The organism is Gammaproteobacteria bacterium, assembly GCA_029862005.1.
Classification (GTDB): domain Bacteria; phylum Pseudomonadota; class Gammaproteobacteria.
This window is the reverse complement of sequence record JAOTYD010000011.1, coordinates 87868-106982: the sequence shown is the minus strand read 5'-3', so window position 1 is coordinate 106982 and position 19115 is coordinate 87868. Positions and strand designations below refer to the sequence as shown.

General features: G+C 56.4%; 17 protein-coding genes. 9 read left to right on the top strand and 8 right to left on the bottom strand.

Annotation, left to right across the window (positions count from 1 at the left end):
* The first annotated feature begins 299 nt into the window (after positions 1-299).
* The 8 genes from OES20_09525 to OES20_09490 all read left to right on the top strand — a co-directional run bounded on the left by OES20_09525 (position 300) and on the right by OES20_09490 (position 9207).
* A complete protein-coding gene (locus tag OES20_09525; GenBank protein ID MDH3634933.1) occupies positions 300-1367 on the top strand; it encodes an ABC transporter ATP-binding protein in 1068 nt (355 codons plus the stop codon).
* 207 nt (positions 1368-1574) lie between these two features.
* The gene (locus OES20_09520) at positions 1575-3056 is read left to right on the top strand and encodes an aldehyde dehydrogenase (protein MDH3634932.1); all 1482 of its coding nucleotides are present in this window, start codon (positions 1575-1577) and stop codon (positions 3054-3056) included.
* A gap of 20 nt (positions 3057-3076) precedes the next feature.
* On the top strand, positions 3077-4432 hold the full coding sequence (locus OES20_09515) for a Rieske 2Fe-2S domain-containing protein (protein ID MDH3634931.1): 1356 nt from the start codon (positions 3077-3079) through the stop codon (positions 4430-4432).
* Positions 4429-5055 carry a hypothetical protein gene (locus OES20_09510; protein ID MDH3634930.1) on the top strand — a complete coding sequence of 209 codons (627 nt, stop codon included), beginning with the start codon at positions 4429-4431 and terminating at the stop codon, positions 5053-5055. Before OES20_09515 ends, OES20_09510 begins: the two co-directional genes overlap by 4 nt.
* An 11-nt stretch (positions 5056-5066) precedes the next feature.
* Positions 5067-5693, top strand: coding sequence for a hypothetical protein (locus OES20_09505; protein MDH3634929.1), 627 nt, complete (start codon positions 5067-5069; stop codon positions 5691-5693).
* 1 nt (position 5694) lies between these two features.
* Entirely contained in the window at positions 5695-6888 is a 1194-nt protein-coding gene (locus tag OES20_09500) for a DUF1116 domain-containing protein (protein ID MDH3634928.1), read from the top strand.
* Between the two features lie 14 nt (positions 6889-6902).
* On the top strand, positions 6903-8195 hold the full coding sequence (locus OES20_09495; GenBank protein MDH3634927.1) for an amidase: 1293 nt from the start codon (positions 6903-6905) through the stop codon (positions 8193-8195).
* A 250-nt stretch (positions 8196-8445) separates the two neighbouring features.
* Positions 8446-9207, top strand: a complete 762-nt coding sequence (locus OES20_09490) for a putative 4-mercaptohistidine N1-methyltransferase (GenBank protein MDH3634926.1) — start codon at positions 8446-8448, stop codon at positions 9205-9207.
* Positions 9208-9431: 224 nt separating this feature from the next.
* Here the strand turns inward: OES20_09490 and OES20_09485 are convergent, their stop codons facing one another.
* The 8 genes from OES20_09485 to OES20_09450 all read right to left on the bottom strand — a co-directional run bounded on the left by OES20_09485 (position 9432) and on the right by OES20_09450 (position 17795).
* Positions 9432-9782: a DUF3175 domain-containing protein gene (locus OES20_09485; protein MDH3634925.1), complete on the bottom strand. Its 351-nt coding sequence runs from the start codon at positions 9780-9782 to the stop codon at positions 9432-9434.
* Positions 9783-9932: 150 nt separating this feature from the next.
* The gene (locus tag OES20_09480) at positions 9933-11684 is read right to left on the bottom strand and encodes a thiamine pyrophosphate-binding protein (GenBank protein ID MDH3634924.1); all 1752 of its coding nucleotides are present in this window, start codon (positions 11682-11684) and stop codon (positions 9933-9935) included.
* A gap of 243 nt (positions 11685-11927) precedes the next feature.
* Positions 11928-13280 carry a type III glutamate--ammonia ligase gene (gene glnT, locus OES20_09475; GenBank protein ID MDH3634923.1) on the bottom strand — a complete coding sequence of 451 codons (1353 nt, stop codon included), beginning with the start codon at positions 13278-13280 and terminating at the stop codon, positions 11928-11930.
* Positions 13277-14362, bottom strand: a complete 1086-nt coding sequence (locus tag OES20_09470; GenBank protein ID MDH3634922.1) for a PotD/PotF family extracellular solute-binding protein — start codon at positions 14360-14362, stop codon at positions 13277-13279. Before OES20_09470 ends, glnT begins: the two co-directional genes overlap by 4 nt.
* 5 nt (positions 14363-14367) lie before the next feature.
* Positions 14368-15123 (bottom strand): amino acid ABC transporter ATP-binding protein, encoded by a 756-nt coding sequence (locus tag OES20_09465; protein ID MDH3634921.1) that lies wholly within the window; start codon positions 15121-15123, stop codon positions 14368-14370.
* A gap of 10 nt (positions 15124-15133) precedes the next feature.
* Positions 15134-16039 carry an amino acid ABC transporter permease gene (locus OES20_09460; protein ID MDH3634920.1) on the bottom strand — a complete coding sequence of 302 codons (906 nt, stop codon included), beginning with the start codon at positions 16037-16039 and terminating at the stop codon, positions 15134-15136.
* Positions 16040-16089: 50 nt separating this feature from the next.
* On the bottom strand, positions 16090-16917 hold the full coding sequence (locus OES20_09455; GenBank protein ID MDH3634919.1) for a transporter substrate-binding domain-containing protein: 828 nt from the start codon (positions 16915-16917) through the stop codon (positions 16090-16092).
* Positions 16918-16931: 14 nt separating this feature from the next.
* The gene (locus OES20_09450; protein ID MDH3634918.1) at positions 16932-17795 is read right to left on the bottom strand and encodes an amino acid ABC transporter permease; all 864 of its coding nucleotides are present in this window, start codon (positions 17793-17795) and stop codon (positions 16932-16934) included.
* Positions 17796-18041: 246 nt separating this feature from the next.
* Here OES20_09450 and OES20_09445 point away from each other — a divergent pair, with 246 nt between their 5' ends.
* Complete coding sequence (locus tag OES20_09445; protein ID MDH3634917.1) at positions 18042-19112, top strand: aromatic ring-hydroxylating dioxygenase subunit alpha; 1071 nt, start codon at positions 18042-18044, stop codon at positions 19110-19112.
* Positions 19113-19115: the final 3 nt, after the last annotated feature.

Genomic DNA, 19115 nt, shown 5'->3' with positions numbered 1-19115 from the left:
TGGTTCCGGTCAACAAGAACGCAATCAAGTCACTGAAGTCCGATCCGGTACTGGCCGAAATGCTGCAGCTGGAGCCTGAGGATATCAAAAAGCAATTGCGTGTCGATTACTCGAAGGCGGACATTTCAGATTGGACTGATAAATGGAATCGTTCGGTTTCCGGTCAGTAGGCATTGCGGGACAGGCTCTCAACGCCATTTTGAATCCAGGCCCGTCGGCCGAGTTACGGCCGACGGGATCACCTGGTAACAATCGCCCGATTATTACCGAACAGGGCAGCTTTAAGCACCGAGTGTGATATGTCACGTGTAAAATTAAGCAGTATTGTCAAGCGATTCGGCGACTTCACCGCATTGCACGAACTCGACCTGGAAATACAGGAAGGCGAATTTTTAAGCCTTCTGGGTCCTTCCGGATGCGGCAAGACCACAACCCTGCGCCTGATTGCCGGTTTTATCCAGCCGACCCAGGGAACGATTCTGCTTGGCGATGAAGACGTGACGCGCGTGGCACCGCAACATCGCGAGATCGGCATGGTATTCCAGGATTATGCGCTGTTTCCGCATATGACGATTGCCCAGAATATCGGATTTGGATTGCAGGAACGGCGCTATCCAAAAGCGCAGATCGATGAACGCGTTAAAGAACTGCTGGACCTGATACATCTGTCCGATGTCGGTGATCGCTATCCCGCCGAGGTCAGTGGTGGTCAACAGCAAAGAATCGCGGTCGCACGCGCGGTCGCCTATCCGCCGAGAGTGCTGTTAATGGATGAACCGCTCGGTGCGCTCGATTTGAAACTGCGTGAAACCATGCAACTCGAATTGCGCCGCATTCAGCAGGAATTGAAAATTACCACGGTTTATGTCACCCACGATCAGACCGAGGCGATGAATATGTCTGACCGTATCGTGGTGATGAATACCGGCAGAATAGAGCAGATTGGCGGCGCAGAAGATATATACAACGAACCGCGCACGCGTTTCGTCGCCGATTTCGTCGGGCAGATCAACTTGCTCGATGGTGAAATCCTTGGATCCGAAGGTGAATTCCTGATGGCACAAATATTGGGCACGAAAATTCGGGTACCCAGGGTCAATGGCACTGAACAGGGCGAGGTGTCGATCGCGGTGCGACCCGAGCATTTACATTTACTCGACAACGATGCGACCGACGGGGATTTAAACGTTATCCGCGGCACGCTCTCGGGCAGAACCTTCGCCGGTAACCTGACGCGCTTGTTTGTCGACGTGGGCGATGAAAAACAAATTGTCATCGAGGCCAGGTCGCAGGATGCGCCGAGACAAATGGGCACCAGCATCAATGTCGGCTGGCAACCCGCGGATTCCAGGGTACTGATGAAATAAGGCTGGGTGCCGGTTTGTGATCGGCATGCCCCGGCCCGCAAGACGGTAGTAATGCCGAATCGGTTCGATTATCATATTACATAATTCTTGAATTTGATTAGGCCAATTCCAGTAATATTATAAGTTGTTTGATGAAAACCCGATAACCGTTTGTTTTAAAAGTAGAATTCCCAGCTAATCCGCAGCGCGGTGGAACATGAATCACTCATGAAGAGCTACGACCACTTTATCGATGGCGACTGGCGACAGCCCGATAGCGGAAACTATATCGACTCGATCGATCCGGCGACCAATGCAGTATGGGCCCGGTTTGCACGCGGTAACGATAAAGACGCGGATGCCGCGGTAACGGCGGCCCAGCGTGCGTTATTACACGGCCCCTGGTCGGAATATTCGGTACCGCAACGGGCCGCTGCCCTGAACGAAATTGCCGATGTGCTGCAGCGAGACTGGGAAAAGCTGGTGATGTCCGAAGTGCGCGACAATGGCAAACGCATCAGCGAAGTTAACGCTCAGTTCGCGGGACTGCATAGCTGGTATCGGTATTTCGCCAACCAGGCCCTGCAGATAGAGCCCCAGCGACTCGATAACCAGGTACCCGGCGTCGTCAACGAGGCGCACTATCTACCCTACGGGGTAGTCGTCGCAATTACGCCGTGGAACTCCCCGCTGATGATCGCCGCATGGAAAATAGCGCCCGCGCTCGCCGCCGGCAATACGGTAGTGATCAAACCCTCTGAACTCGCGTCGGCATCGACTCTCGAATTCGTCATGCTCTGCGCCGAAACCTCGCTTCCATCTGGTGTTATTAACGTCGTCACCGGTTTCGGTCAGGAGGCGGGAGAAGCACTGGTCCGGCATGATCTGACCCGCAAAGTGACGTTTACCGGCTCGGATAGCGGCGGTCGTAATGTGGCGGCCGCGGCCGCCGCCGGTGTCAAACCGGTAACGCTGGAGCTCGGCGGCAAGTCGCCGCAGCTGCTATTTGCGGATGCCGACCTGGATAATGCCGTGAATGGCATCCTCTCCGGGATTTTTTTATCGAACGGTCAGACCTGTGTCGCGGGTTCGCGCCTGCTCGTCGAAAACAGTATTCACGATGCGGTCGTCGAACGCATCGTGGCGAGAGTCGAACGTCTACGGGCAGGCGATCCGATGTCGCCGCAAACCGAGATCGCGCCACTGGCCAACCAGGCCCAGCTGGACAAGGTAATGTCGATGATCGAGCAGGCCAGGTCGCAGGGCGCCTCGTGCGTTTGCGGCGGGGCCCGGCAATATCCGGCCGATCGACCCGACGGGTTGTATGTGCAACCGACCGTTTTCACCGGGGTAACAACCTCGATGACGCTGTGGCGCGACGAGGTGTTTGGCCCGGTGCTGGCGGTTACCGGATTCGACAGCGAGGACGAAGCCGTGGCACTGGCCAATGATTCCAGGTACGGACTCGCCGCCGGCATCTGGACCTCCGATGCCGGGCGTTCCGAACGCATAGCCGCAAGGCTGGTTGCCGGTACCGTTTATATCAATCACTACCGCAGCGTCGACCCGGGATCGCCGATCGGCGGATTCAAGATGTCGGGTTACGGTCGCGAGCTGGGACCGGATGCCATCAGGGATTTTATGCAAATCAAGTCAGTCTGGTCGGGATCGGCGGCTTGCGCGGATCCGTTTCCGCCCCGACTGGACTAACAATTTTTGGAGTAGCGAAAATGTCAGCAAATTTTGAAGTTCCGAAAGGTGATTTTCGAGGCCATCAGCGGCAGTTTATCTGGCAGGCTGAGCCTGATCCCGAGTTGACCGAGGTCGGGCCGGGTACGCCCTGCGGCGAATACCTGCGACGTTACTGGATGCCGGTGGCGATGATCGATCAGGTTGGCGATCTGCCGTATCGAATCCGCATCATGGGCGAGGACCTGGTCATGTTCCGCGAAACGGGCGGACAACTGGGTCTGGTGCACCTGCATTGCGCACATCGCAGCATGTCTCTCGAATTCGGCATCATCGAGGAAGGCGGCATTCGCTGTAGCTATCACGGCTGGAAATACGGCATCGACGGCTCGATCCTGGAAAGACCTTGTGAGCCAGCTGCGAGCCGGCTCAAGGAAGGGACCTGCCTTGGCGCTTACCCTGTGGTTGAATACAAGGGTCTGGCGTTTGCCTACATGGGTCCCAACGAAACCATGCCGCCATTTCCGGTCTTCGATACCATGGTCGAGGAGGGCGATGACATGATGCCTTACTTGATCGAATCACCCTGCAACTGGCTACAGGTGATGGAAAACGCCTGGGACCCGTTCCACGTGGTTTACCTGCACACCAAAGCGGTGCGCACCCAGTTTACCGATGCCTTTGCAGTGATGCCGAAAATTGAATATTTCGAACGACCGCTCGGGGATTTCTATACCAATACCCGCCGCGTCGACGACATCATCTGGTTGCGAATTCACGACCAGATGCTGCCAAGCTTCACCCAGAACGGCGGGCATTTTCCACTGCCCGAACAATCGCTGTATTTCGGACGCTGCGGCCTGTCGCGCTGGATTACGCCGATCGACGATACCCATACCCTGGTTATCGCCTGGCGGCATTTTCGCGGCGACGACGACCCGCAGGGGCTGACCAACAAGGATGAAGTCGGCTTTGGCAAAACCGATTTCTATGGCCAGGGTCCGGATCGCAGCTACGAGCTGCGCCAGCGTGACCCGGGCGATTACGATGCCTGGGTTTCGCAAGGGCCAAAGAATGTTCACAAGCGTGAACACACCGCCTTCACCGACCGCGGCGTGTCGCTCGCCAGGCGTAAGCTGCGCAAGGCCATTCGTAAGGTGAAAGCGGGTGAAACCTTGCCGCAGCCGACCGATATCTATAGCAACCCGATTCCCACCTACGGTGGCGACACCATGTTGCGCATTCCGGTACAGGCCGGTAAGGACGATGACGATTTGCTCAAGGAAGTGGCGCACAAGGTTGCAGAAATATACATGGCCAACGATGGCTTCCAGGGCCAGCAGCGGGCCGATAATATCCGTACGGCGCTGCGGGAGTACGAGGCCGGCTGGTCATGAAGAGAATATCGATCAATCCCGGCCGGGTAGACTGGAGCGGCGAAAATCCGGGCATCTATCTCAAGCATCATCAGGACGACGAGGCCTATTGTCTGCTGTCGCTATTTTTCCGTGTGGTTTTGTCGCCTTATGGCAAAGGGCATGCTGCTATCGTGTTAGCGGCGCCTGACACGGCCCAGGGCTGGCCGCAGGAGACTAATTTTATCATGACTGATAACCAGCGCATGATGCGCTGGATCGTCGACGGCTGGGTGAGCAAAATGCCGACCTTTGTCGGCCGCGCCGGGTTGCAGCAGATGAGCTGGCTCGATCTCGACTCGGTGCAACGTCAACCGGGCGACCTGAAAACTGATTACCGGGAAATTCTGCGCGGTTCCGGCGTTACGCTCGAGATGCACTGGTCGAACCTGGGTGACCCGCTGCCGGTTGAAGTAACCGCTGAAAACTCCGCCACCAAAGAACATGAAATGTATTCGGTATTTCTCGAGGCGAAATCGGCCGCGGTAACGGTAAACGGTACCGAGTTGCCCGGTGCGGTGCAGTCGCGCCAGTTTTTCGGGCGCACCATGAGCACCGCCTTTCTCGCATTTTCAGAAACCTGGGTTACCCCAGCCAACCAATAGGGATCGACATTATGCCGCTTTCTGAACCCATCACGCCTGGTGTCGTCGACTGGACCGGCGAAAACCCGGGCATACTGCTGAAAAACGACGATGACAGTTTTGCCGCCATGGCCCTGTTTTTCCGGGTTGCCTGGTCTCCGGTCGGGCAGGGGCAGGTGTTGTTGCTTTACGGCTCGCCCAACGAGGTCGACGCGCCGACCGATGCGCCCAATATCCTGGTCAGCGACAATGCCGACTTAAGCGAGTATCTACTGGAGAATTTCATCGGCAGACTCGCTGCGTTCCGCGACGCACCGGCATTCGACAACCTGCATCACATCAACGCGCAATCGATTCACAGTTCCGGGGATCCGATGAGCCATCGATATACCGAAACCGTGTCCGGCGAAGGTTACACGGTCGAGCTGGTGTGGGAAGACCTGGAACCGCCGCGCGCGCTGGAATTGATGCCAGACCAGGTCGGCTCCGGCGTTCACACGATGTTTACGGTACTGGTACCGGCACAGGCCGCGCAGATCATCGTCAATGGTAGATCCCTGCCGGGCAAGCTTGGAACGCGGGTACAGGCCGGGTTCGAAACTACCTCGGCGTTCCTGTATTTCTCGGAAACCTGGATTATTCCGCCGCAGGTACCGTGACATGGAAGAGATCGAATTACATGCTTCCGATCGCACTGCCTTCGAACAGGCGATACAGGCGGTTCCGGTCTGGGATCGAATCGAGTCTGCGGCGAGTGCCTTTGGCCTCGGTGAAAATATACTGTTGCATGCGGGCCCGGCCTTCGAATCGAAGGCTTCGATTTCGAAACCGATTTTGAACTCGGCCTGCGTGGCCGCCGTTTATGAAGGCATTGCCGCCGATTTCGAACAAGCGCGAGCGATGATTCAGGCGGGTGAAATCGAACTCAAACCGGCGCAGGATTTTGCCACCGTCACGCCGCTGGCCGCGGTCGTCAGCGCCTCGATGCCGCTGCATCGCGTGGTCGACGCGTCGAATCCCGGGATCAGGATCTATTCACCGATAAACGGCGGCGGGCGACCGGCGTTGCGCCTGGGATTGTGTGCTGACGCGGTGCTTGATCATATCCGCTGGTTAAACGACGAGTTTTGTGATCTGCTCAGCGCCGGCCTGACCCGGCCGATCGAAATGCTGCCGATAGCCGTTGAGGGCTTAAGGCATGGCGATGACTGTCACGGCCGCACCCCGCACGCGACCGAGGTGTTGATGGCGCGGCTCACACCCGGAGGCATTGACGATAGCAACCTGCAGGATTTTATCAGTACCTCCCCAAGTCTATTCCTGAACCTGTGGATGGCCGCCAGTAAATGCATCATGCAGCGGGCAGTCGGAATTAAAGCTTCGAGTTTTGTCACCGCCGCGGGTGGCAACGGGATCGCCACAGGGATCCAGATTTCGGCCTTTCCCGGGCGCTGGTTCAGTGCCGCGGCCACAGCGCCGCGCGGCAGGTTTGATGTCGATTTGCCGCCTGCAAGGGGCTTGCCTGCAATAGGCGACAGCGCCGTGGTCGAGGGATTAGGTCTCGGCGCTATGGCGATTCGGCATGCACCCGAGCAGGAAAAAAACCTTGGCGATTTCCTGCCGGACGATTATCGCGAACGGGGGACGCACTTGCTCGCCGGGGTACATCCTGAATTTAACGAGCTTGAATGTAGAATCGGATTGCTGGCACGGGCCGCGGTTGCGCGACAGCAGGGCCCGATTATTGGCCTTGGTATACTCGATGTCGAGGGTGAGCTGGGCCGTTTGGGCGGCGGCATCTACGATATGCCGGTTACCGTTTTCGAAGCGGCGCTAACCGCGCTCGAAACCTGACGGGCAAGCCGGGCGTGACGCTGCCTCTCAACCAGTCAGGTATGGCCGCAATCGCGCGCTTGATTCGCGACCGCGAGGTTATTGCCGAGGACGTTATGCAAGCCTGTCTCGAGCGAATTCGCGAGCGCGAAGACGCAGTCGGCGCGTTTACCTGCCTCGACGAAGCAGCAGCAATGGCGGCGGCGCGGCAGGCCGACCAGTCGGAAATCGGTGGGCCGCTGCACGGCATCCCGGTCGGGATCAAGGATATTATCGACACCGATCAATTTCCAACTGGCTGGGGCACCTCGTTTTACGACGGCTTCCAGCCATCTCGCAATGCCAGTTGCGTGGAAATGTTTCAACGCGCCGGCGCGATTATCGTCGGTAAAACGGTAACCACCGAATTTGCCTACTTCAAACCGGGCAAAACCGCAAATCCGCACAATCTGGGTCATACCCCCGGTGGTTCTTCCAGCGGTTCGGCCGCGGCCGTTGCCGATGGCATGTTGCCGTTTGCTTTCGGTTCGCAAACCGCGGCATCGCTGATTCGGCCGGCCGCCTATTGCGGGGTAGCGGGCTACAAGGCTAGCCACGGCAGTTTCGATCTGCAGGGCGTCATGGCGCTGGCGCCGAGTCTGGATACCCTGGGCTTTCTCGCCCGCGACATCGAAGACTTCGAGCTGGCGCGCTCGGTACTTTGCGGCAGTCACCCCGCGGATCTGCCGGATACCGAAGAACGACCCCTACGCGTTTCGCTGTTTCGCGGTCCGCACTGGTCGGAGGGTTCGATTGAAATGCGCGATGTTTGCCAGCGTGCGATGACGGTGCTACGAGACACAGGCGCGCAAACCGGTGAGTTGGCCTTTCCCGAAGTGTTCAACGATCTGACCGAGAGCCAGAAGATCGTCATGGCCTACGAAGTGGCACGCGCGCGAATTTACGAGTACAGCCGCTACCGTGAACAAATCAGCCCGGCGTTCATCGACCTGTTCGAAAGCGGGCTGAGGGTAACCCGTGAGAGCTACGAGCAGGCCTGCCGTACGCGTGACCGCGCGGCGCGTATGTTGCAGAGCATGTTTGTCGATACCGACGTGATTCTGACTCCGGCGGCCCCGGGCGAAGCGCCTGCTGGCCTCGACGCCACTGGCGACCCGCTGTTCAGCCGCGGCTGGAACCTGCTGCAGGTTCCTTGCCTGTCGATCCCGTTTGGCAGCGGCCCCAACGGGTTGCCGTTATCGGTGCAACTGGTCGGACCCATGGGCGGCGACGACGAACTACTTGCGGCTGCCAGGTGGATCCACCGGCAGCTCAATCCGGAGGCTTGATCGATGATGGTTGCAATAGCAAAGATGCGCATTAATCCTGATGGCACTAAACTGGTAATTAAGGGCATTCCCGCGCCCCGGGTCATTCCCGCCCAAGCGGGAATGACTTTTGACACTGAATATGGGACAGACGAGGCTTACCCGGATGGAAACAGGATCAATTCCGAAAATCGGAATTCGACTCCTATTGCTTCAAACCGCACATTTAGAATTTAGTATAATGCCGCTTTAAACTCCCACACAAACATCAATGCCCGACTATTACGAAACAGGCGCACAGGTCAATGAATACCTGGTTTTCCATTATGCCAATATTGAACAGACTTTACCCTGGGAATTTGGCCCACACCAGGCGTTCGGTTTTCATACCCGTCTTGCCGAATGTATCGATTCGTCACAACTACCCGAAAATTCGCGCGCTCTCGATCTGGGTTGTTCGGTCGGCCGTACCAGCTTTGAGTTGTCCCGATTTTGTTCGGAGGTTGTCGGCATCGATTTTTCACATGCCTTTATCGAATCGGCCAACAACATTCTTCACAGTGGAGAAATACCGCTGGTACTGAAGCGGGAAGGCCAGCTGGGTGATGCTGTCACAAATAAATTACCGGATGGCGTACATCCCGAGCGGGTCAGTTTTTTACAGGGTGATGCCGAGGCATTGCCCGACTCGATTGGTCGGTTTGATGTGATTACCTTCGCCAATGTACTGGACCGACTGCCCCACCCGGGACGTGCCCTCGATAAACTGGCTGAAATTACTAATCCTGGTGCCCAGGTAGTGATTTGCTCGCCATTCACCTGGTGGGACGAATTCACCATCCCCGAAGAGCGTTTGGGAGGCTTTAAACGAAATGGTAAAGAAGTCACATCACATGACTCCATCGTATCGGCGCTTGAACAAAATTTTACGCTGAAGGCGACTTGCGATCTGCCATTTTTAATTCGTGAGCATGAACGCAAGTATCACTTCAGTATTGCGCAAACCAGCATCTGGACTCGATTAGCCAGCTAAACTTATATTGGCTTTTTTAACGGCTTAGCATCGAAACTGCCGGGGATAAAAGGAATCCATCCCCTTTATTCACTTTTAGCAATTCGGGGGACGGTATACCTATCCATTCGAAAAAGACCGGCTCTGACTGCTAATCTGAATTAAGTATACTGTCCCCTTAACACCCCGCATCAGTGGCGCGGCTTTGCTGCGTCCGATTGCAGTGCCTTGTTAGGCACGGCACTTTAGTCCTGCTCACCACTTCTCTTTGTATGGAGAGGATTCTGTCTTTGCCTGCCATAGAGCGCTCTAAGTTCATCCTTTGCCTCCTCTAAAAGCTCACGCTGTGCGGCCGGAAGATGCCGGCCTGCTCTATTAATGTAAAAAGTGAGCATGGACATGGCGGACCGGAAAGGCCCTGATTTCCTGCGCCGGCTATTGTCCGCAGCATTTTTAAGCGATTGGGCAATGTCTTTGGGATTGGCGAGTGAAAATACACCAGCCTCCAGGTCCAGGGCATCACTTGTTTCGCTTACATGCTGTGACCAATGATCGTCCCCTGCGGCTGTTTTCTCAATATCTTTTTGAATAGACATGTGTTGCCTAAAGCGAATTAGACAGAATCCATGCTAACAGAATTAGGCTGATTCTGGATAAAACCGTAACACCGGTATTCCACGAAAAGAGTTTGGGCACGCTATTCCTTTTCCCGCGAAATATTTATTGTGGTCCCCGAAATTCCGGATTCATTCCCGATCGACCCGTATGTCCAGCAGGTAAGGGTGTCCCTCGGCCACGACGGCAAGTGCTTTCTCGAGCTCGGGGACCAGGTCGCCGTAGCGCGTTATCGGGCCTTCTGCGGCGACGCCCTGAGCGATCGCCAATGCGGCCAGGTCGATCGCGGGATCGTCGATGTGCTGGCCAATACCACTGTTTTGCAGTGGGCGGGCGCGTTGGCGCGCCATGGTTTTCTGGTGCGCCACGTCGGTGTAATTTGAACGATTATTGGAGATGATAAACAGCGCGGGGATGGCATAGCGGGCCGCCGTCCACAGGGCGCTCGCGGCTTGCATAAAATCGCCGTCGCCCAGAATGCCGATTACCCTGCGATCGGTGTTGCACAGACCCAGGGCCGCGCCGATGGTGTTACCGGGACCGGAACTCAATCCGCCGCCGCCGTCGTATCCGAGGAAGTCGAGCGGCTCCTTGAAGGCATAAATGTCGCCCTCCCAGGCAATCGGAACTCTCGCCAGGGTGAGTTTATGCTTGTCGCGGAAGCGATTCAGTACCAGGCCGATATCGGACGGCGCGATGCCGTCGTCGTCCGATTTACTGTTTTGGCGTGGCGCTGGTTGCACTCCCGCGTTAGCGGAATCTACCCATTTCGGCCGGCTGTTTAGTCGGGAATCGACTTCGCTCAACAGATCGGCGACAAAGGATTCCGGATCGGCCAGCACCGATATATCAGCCGGCGCCAGGCCGTAATGTTCCATCGATGCACCGCTATGCACGTAGGTATCCAGCGAGCAATTGATAATCCTTGCCGAAATTTCACCGCCGGCCTCGCGCAACAGGCTTGCACTATCGATCCAGTCGAGTAGCAGCACCAGGTCGGCGTTACGCACCGCCGCGATCAGCTGCTTGCTGATACGCAAGGTCAGGCCGGAAAGATGCAGCGGATGATCGGTCGGAAACGCGGCGGGTGACTTGAGATCGGTCGCCACGCACGCACCGCTCAGCTCGGCCAGGCGTACCCGCTGGTCCCAGGCGACTGGCGAGCGCGAGCTTCGGCCCACCAGTATCACCGGGCGTTGCGCGGCGACCAGCGCATCGGCAACCGTGGCAACCACCTGCGGCGAGACCATCGGGTTCTGCGCCGGTTGAAAGCGCTCCACTGCCGGTATTTCGACCGGATCACACAGCTTCGATTCCTGTAGTTCGACATCGAGACAGATGTAGACAGGACCCTGCGGCGGCGTTCGCATCAATATGTTGGCCCGCAGCATGCTCTCGACCAGGGCGGCTGCAGAGCTCGGTTCGTCGTCCCATTTGACGCTATTGCGCAGCAGCGCACCCTGGTCCTTTTGGGTGTGAATCCAGTCGATCCAGGGACGTCGCCGGGTCGTATCGAAGGGCCCATTGGCACCGATGACGAACATCGGCACACGATCGCACCAGGCGTTAAATATACCCAGTAGCGCGTGCATCAGGCCGACGTTTGCGTGGAGCGCAACCGCCATGGGCTTACCGGTCGCCTTAGCATAGCCGTGTGCAATGGCAACCGCATGATCTTCGTGCAGGCACAGCAGGATTTGCGGATCGTGATTGCCGAGGTAATTGACCAGGCTGTCGTGGAATCCGCGAAAACTGGCCCCCGGGTTTAGCGTAATGTATTCGATATCGAGGCGGCGCAGCATTTCCGCGGCGACATCGCTGCCCCAGTCCATCGACATCTCGTCTTCGATGTCCGGTATTTCTGGCCGTTGTGGATCTGTCATACGCTTTCTCCGGAAACCTGGCATCGCGGTTCGGCATCAGGTCGAAACGTGATCGAGGCCCTTCCTGGTATTGCAATTCCTGGGCCCGGCCCGCAGAGGCCATGCATTATCTTGTTGCCGTATCTCGGCTTTTGCCGGAACCTTGTGTTGTCGCAGAGTTCTGCCATCTGCAACCGCTTAACCTGGATCTGAAATGGACACTTATAAGAATTCCAGGTGGCCGGTAAATCAAGCAGGCAGCGCCTAGAAAAACTTGAGATAACGGTCGCGTTCCCAGTCGGAAACATGGTTCAGGTAGCTCAGCCATTCGGCGCGTTTAAACTCGAGCCAGGCGTCGAACATCACATCACCGAATACCTGGCGGGAAAGCGGGTCGGCAGCAAAGGCTTCCACGGCTTCGTCGAGGGTTCGCGGTAACCAGGATACGCCCTCGGCCATGCGCTCCTCATCGGACTTGTAATAGAGGTTATCGCGGTGGGGTTCGCCCGGGTCGATCTTGTCTCGAATGCCTTCGAGGCCGGCCGCCACCATCATCGCGATACCGAGGTAGGGATTACAGGCACTGTCGGCTGATCGGAGCTCCACGCGACCGCCACCGCCGGGTATGCGCACCGTGTTGGTGCGATTATTGTTGCCGTAGGAGATAAAGCAGGGCGCCCAGGTGTAACCCGAGGTACTGCCTTTTACGATCAAACGCTTGTAGCTGTTAACCGTGGGCGCCGATACTGCCTGCACCGCAGGCAAGTGTTTTAACACGCCGCCGATAAAGTAATATCCAAGTTCGGACAGCCCGCATCCCCGCGGATCGTCGCCGTCAGCCACGAACAGGTTACTACCGTCTGCTGTTGCCAACGACACATTATAGTGCGCGCCGCTGCCGGCCTTGTCGCCATAGGGTTTGGGCATGAAGCTCGCGTAGGCGCCATGTTTGCGCGCCATTTCGTGCGCGAGCACGCGCAAAAACACGTAACGATCCGCCATGGTCAGGGCATCGGTATAGCTGAAATCGATTTCAAACTGACCGATCCCGTCCTCGTGATCGAAGGAATAAACATCCCAGCCCAGCTGATTCATCGCGTCGATCGTGTCGGCTAGCCAGATATCGAGATTATCCATCAGCCGCACGGTGTCGTAGGCGGGTTTTTCGAGGTGCGGTAACGGGCTTAGCGGCTCCGTCCGATTGTCGTTATCGGCGAACACGTAGAATTCGGCTTCGATACCGCAGTTGACCTGGTATCCCATGTCGGCGGCCTGCGACAATACTTTCTTTAAAATACCACGGTTACAGGGCGCAAACGGTTTGCCCTCGGTCCACAGGTCGCTGGCAAACCAGGCGCAGTCGTCGCGCCACGGAACCAGCATGCAGGAATCGGGATCGGGGTGCGCCGCCACTTCTTCGTCGGAAACATCCTGGGGCACACCGTCCAGGGCAGCGCCGGTAAACAGTTCCGAGCCGCCCATCATATGCTCCAGGTGGGCGATCGGCACCATCTTGGTTTTGGGCACCCCGTGCATATCGACGTAACTGGGTATCAGGTACTTTACCCCCTGTTCACGGAGTTGCTGCTGTAACTGTTTTAAATCGGTCTGACTCATAAATTATTCTCCGGCTTTTGCTGGTGGCGGGATTTGACGGTTTTTAGTATTCCTAGCAGCGCTTGTTTGTCCGGCGGAATCCGGTAATGCGCACAGTGCTGCAGGTCACGCTCGAGCGAATCCCATTGAATCGCCTGCAACTGTTTTTTGCTAAAGACTTCGAAGACGCGTGGATCGCCCATTTGCGCAACCGGGTTACAGGTTCCCTCGATAAAGGCAATTTGCACCGCGGTTTCCGGTTGCAGCATAAACTGCAAAAATTTTACCGCAAGGGACGGTGACTGCCCGTGCTTTAGCAACGACGTGATTTCCGAAAACACGATGCCGCCCTTGCCGTCGATTGGTCCACGTTCAGGCGTTACCGCGAAGATATTCGTGTAACCTGCCAGTCGGGCAGGCGAGGCGGTATAGATACCGCCGCTCAAATAAAAGCTGATGTCACCATCGGCCAGGGCGCGATTCAGGCGGTGATGGTCATCATCGATGATGACGGCCTTACCGAACCAGCGCTCCGCGGTGGCTTCAAAACTTGCCAGGTTGTCTTCAGACATTGTTACGAATGGATTGAGGCCCGCGCCGATGGCAACATGAAAAAGGTTGAAATCGGGGTAGTCGAGAATGGCATAGCGGCCGTGATTAGAGGGCTCGTCGGCGAGACCAAAACCCTCGTCTATGGCGGTTTCACGGCTGATCTTATCGAGATTGACGACCAGGTTGAACGGGCCGAAGCGCTGGCCGATGCCGATCAGGTCGCCGGCGGCATTGTAGCTCCAGGGCAGTAATGGTTCGTACACCGGGTGCATCGAGTCGAGGTAGGTTGCCCGCAGATCTTCATCGAGGGTTTCGATCAGACCCGCGGGTTCGAGGCAGTCGCGCACATATGCGTTGTTGATATTGATGATGTCCCAGTCGCGGTACTCGCCGTCGAGCAACCGCTCGGCGGCGGCTGCATCCGACAACAGGGTTTGCGCCTGCAAATCGAGATCGGTCGCCGCCTGGAAACGCTGCCGGATCGTATCCGCGTCGTAGCCTTCCCAGCACAGCATCCGCAAGGACGTTTCGTCGACCAGGTCAGCTAGCATCGGTGTTAGTGTCCGAGCAGCTGGCTCAGGAATAATTTCGCCCGCTCGGTTTGCGGGGTGTTGAAAAATTCTTCGGGTTCGGCGACTTCGACAATTTCGCCGTGATCCATGAAGACGATCCGGTCGGCGACGCGCCGCGCGAAACCCATTTCGTGCGTGACGCAAATCATTGTCATGCCCTCCTCGGCGAGTTCGATCATGACATCCAGAACGCCGGCGATCATCTCCGGGTCCAGCGCCGATGTCGGCTCGTCGAACAGCATGATCTTGGGCTTCAGGCACAGTGAGCGGGCGATCGCAACGCGCTGTTGCTGGCCCCCGGACAGCTGCGGCGGGTATTTATGCGCCTGTTCCGCAATGTGAACCCGGTCCAGGTATAACATGGCGCGCTCTATTGCCTCGGTTCTGGAAACGATTTTGTTCCTGATCGGACCGATGGTCAGGTTTTCGACCACGGTCAGGTGAGGGAACAGGTTAAAACTCTGGAACACCATGCCGACGTCGCGGCGTACTTCCTCGATTTTTTTCATGCCGGGTTTTACCTCGCGGCCATCGACCCGGATGGTACCGGCCTGGTGTTGTTCCAGCTGATTAATGCAGCGAATCATGGTCGACTTACCCGAACCTGACGGGCCGCAAACAACGACTTTTTCACCGCTGGCGACATGCAGGTCGATATCGAACAGGGCGCTGAAATCACCGAACCATTTACACAGCCCGGTAATTTCGACGAGTGGGGTTTCGGGAGTGTTTTCTATCATGGGGTAGCGTTTACCTCTGGCTGCGTTTGGCGCGTCTTTCGAGGTGCGCGAACAGCACCGCGAAACTGTAACAAAGTACGAAATACATCGCACCCACCAGGATCCAGGTTTCGAACACCCGCGTGGTGGTCGCGGCGACTTCGTTGGCGACGAAGGTCAGTTCCTGGATCGAGATCAACGAGATGATCGCCGAGTCCTTGATCAAGGTGATGAATTGCCCGGCCAGCGGCGGCAGGATCTTGCGGACCGCCTGCGGCAGGATGATGTCGCGTAGCACATTGAAATGCGACAGACCGATCGACCGGGCCGCCTCCCATTGACCCCTGGGGGTCGACTGGATACCGGCACGCACGATTTCGGTGATGTAGGCCCCCTCAAACAAAGACAGGCAGATCATGCCTGCAAGGAAATTCGAAAACAACGACGCCTCGCCGAACATGAAAGTGAAGATCGGGCTCGAAAACAGGGGATCGTCCCGGTCGATGTAATCGATACCGATTGCCGGGAAAATCTGGCTAGAGACGAAGAAGTAGAAAATAAAGATAAATACGACGGGCGGAATGTTGCGTATCAACTCGACGTAACAGCGGCTGACAATTCGTAATGTCAGGTTTTCGCAGGTACGCCAGTATCCCATGATGACGCCGACGAGCGTGGCGAATACTGTCGCCCAGATCGCAAGCCTCAAGGTCGTCGCCAGTCCCTGCAATAGTAGATTGGCAACCCAGGATTGGGATTCGGCATCGAACTTGACCAGGAAACCCAGTACCCGCGTCCAGTTCCAATGGTAAACCAGCACGTCGTTGACTCGATAGCCGGCATATAGAATCAGCGCCGCGACGGCACCAAAAAGCAGCAGATCGACGCCGCTGAACGATTTCTTCTGCGTTGCAGGGGGAGGTGAGTTTCTATCCACGGGGCATCGGTTTTCGGGGGCTGGCCTCCACCAGCCCCCGAATCACGGATTTATTGTGGTGCCACCATGTCCTTCCAGCCCGACTGATCCTGGAACCAGTAATCGTGACGTTCTTTCAACCAGCCGTTACTGGTATTGACGATGATCCAGTTGCTGAAGAAATTAAGCGCGTCGGGATCGGCTTTACGCAATGCGAAAGCTTCATCGCCCCGGGTCAGGTTTTCGTTGCCAAACGGTAAAAAGACCTTGGTGGGGTGGGCATCCGACCAGAAGCGCGGCTTGGGTGCGCTCGAAATCATAGCATGCGCATTGCCATTGACCACTTCCTGGAAAGCCTGCGCATCGTCGTCGAAACGGCGTACGGTGGCCTTGGGGAACAGTTTCTGCGCGGCTTTACAGGGTGTCGCGCCGCGGCGGCAGGCGATGGTGACGCTGCTGGAATTGAAATCGCCCCGGGTTTTGAAATTACCCGCCAGTTTGGTGCTGGCTGCCATTTGCTGGCCTGAGTGCGCATAGGGTGTAGTAAAGTTAACGGTCAGGTTACGCTGAGGCGTAATCGACATGCCACCGATGATGATATCGAATTTCTTGGCGATCAACGCCGGTATGATACCGCTCCAGGCAGTCGGTACGAATTCGACCTTGACGCCCATGTCTTCCGCGACCTTGGTGGCGACATCGATTTCGAAACCGATCAGGTTGCCGTCCTTGTCACGCATCGCCCAGGGCACAAAGGTCGACATGCCAACCCGCAGGGTGCCGCGTTTTTGCACGTCCTCGAGCATGCCGGCTGCGGCAGTGGTTAGTGTGGCTAGGTTACCCGTCAGTACCAGCAATGCCGCCAGTAACAGGGGTTTCAGGTTTGTACGAAATGTCATGAGTATTTACCTCCTTAGGTCTTATTACTCGAATGTGCAACGTTCATTTTCTTCTCCAACTGTCCCACGGCCATCGATAGTGAAATAGTCAGAACAAGATAAATACCGGCAACTATGAACCAGATCTCGAACGCCATAAAGGTATCAGAAATCAGATTCAAACCGGTGGTCGTCAGTTCGGAAACCGCGATGACACTGACGATGGCGGAATGCTTGATCAGCGAAATCAGCAATCCGGTGAGCGGTGGCAGTATAAGTGGCATTGCCTGCGGCACGATGATATAGCGGTACTTGTCGACGATGTTAAGTCCGACCGCATCGCCTGCCTCGTACTGGCCGCGGTCGACGCCCTCGATGCCGCCGCGGATGATCTCGGCAGCGAAGGAACCTTCGAAAAATGCGAGACACAGTACGCCCGACCAGAAACGATCGATGCCGAAAATAGGGGCCAGGACAAAATAAAACAGGAACAGCTGGACCAGCAGCGGGGTATTGCGGATCGCCTCGAGATAACAGGTTGCGATAATGCCGCCCGCCCTCGAGTGGGACATCCGGGCGAACGCTGTGGCAAACCCGATCGCGATCGCGAGTATGCCGCTGACGATTGCGAGTTTGAGGGTTTGCACCAGACCCCAGAACAGCGGTCCCCAGATGAACTCACCGTCGACAACGCGATAAAAAAACGGTTGAACGCGGTACCACTGCCAGTTGTATTCCATCGCTTCGGCGCCACGCCAGATCAGCCAGGCAATGGCGACAAAGGTGAAAATTGCCCACCCGATCTGACGCCAGGTGCGGAAGAAATTACCCAGATGAAACGTCTGGTCCGGGCGCCGACGTCGGTCGAGGTCGCTCTCGGTTTTGATGTCGATAGACACGAGCCCTTCCTTAATTATTTTAGTAATCGGGGGCGCAGCGGGTAACTGCCGACTCTCTACCCTAATTAATCCATCGAGTTTGCGCAACACGTATAGCTTTGTCAACCGCATACCAAAGGCAGCTTTAAAAAATATTATATATTAAACCGCGCCTGTAGTATGGTTACTGCGGAATATGGCTGCTTTTCTGCGATTGATATTCAGGTTTTTGACGAAAAATAATTCGAACACGATACAGGGAATATAATGCCACGCTATGCACCGCAATACGTAAACCGGGAATCGTCGTTCCTCGACAATGCCTGGTACGTCGCTGCGCAATGCCATGAAATCGACAGACAGCTGAATTCGATACGTATTCTCGGTGACGATATCGTTTTTTACCGTAACAGTAACGGCGTGCCGTTCGCGCTGGAAGACGCCTGCCCGCATCGTAAGCTGCCCTTGTCGATGGGAAAGCTGATCGACGACGTGCTGCATTGCGGTTATCACGGATTACAGTTCGACTGTACGGGTAAATGCGTGGGCGCACCAACCCAGGATAAAATCCCCGGCAATGCGTGGGTACGCAGTTATCCCGTGGTGGAGAGATACCGGCTGATCTGGATCTGGATGGGCGATCCCGAACTGGCTGACCCGGCCGATATTCTGCAAATCCCCGACTACGAGGATCCGGACTGGGGTCTGACCGATGGCGGGGTGCTCGAATGCAACTGCAACTATCTGTACCTGTTGGATAATCTTCTCGATCCTTCGCACGTCGCATGGGTGCATGAGACCTCGTTTGCGTCGGCAGGCACCGAAGACGCGGCGCTCGATATCGAGCAGACCGATACCGGGGTGCTGGTGTCACGCTGGATAAAAGATATTGAGCCGCCCCCCTACTATGCGGAAATGTTGTCGTTTGCGGGACATGTCGACCGTCTGCAATATTACCAGGCGGTGATTCCGTCGATCGCGATCAATATGAGCACCTATACGCGTGCCGGGTGCGGCGGTAACGACCGGGAATTGCCCGACGATACATATCGTATGCGTTCGTATCACTTCATCACGCCCATCGACGACGACAGTTCCCGCTACCACTGGTTTCAGCATTACAATACCAATACCCGTGACGAGGCCACACGTCTCAAACTCAACGAGGGCGCGCGTAACGCGTTCGAGGAGGATCGGCTCGTACTCGAGGCGGTACATCACGGTATGGCAAACAAACGCACGGCCAATCTCGACCTGCGTCTCGATATCGGTTCGCGAATGTTTCGCCAGCAACTGGCCGCGCGGGTAAAGGCGGAAAAGGCCGCAACCGGTTTATAAATG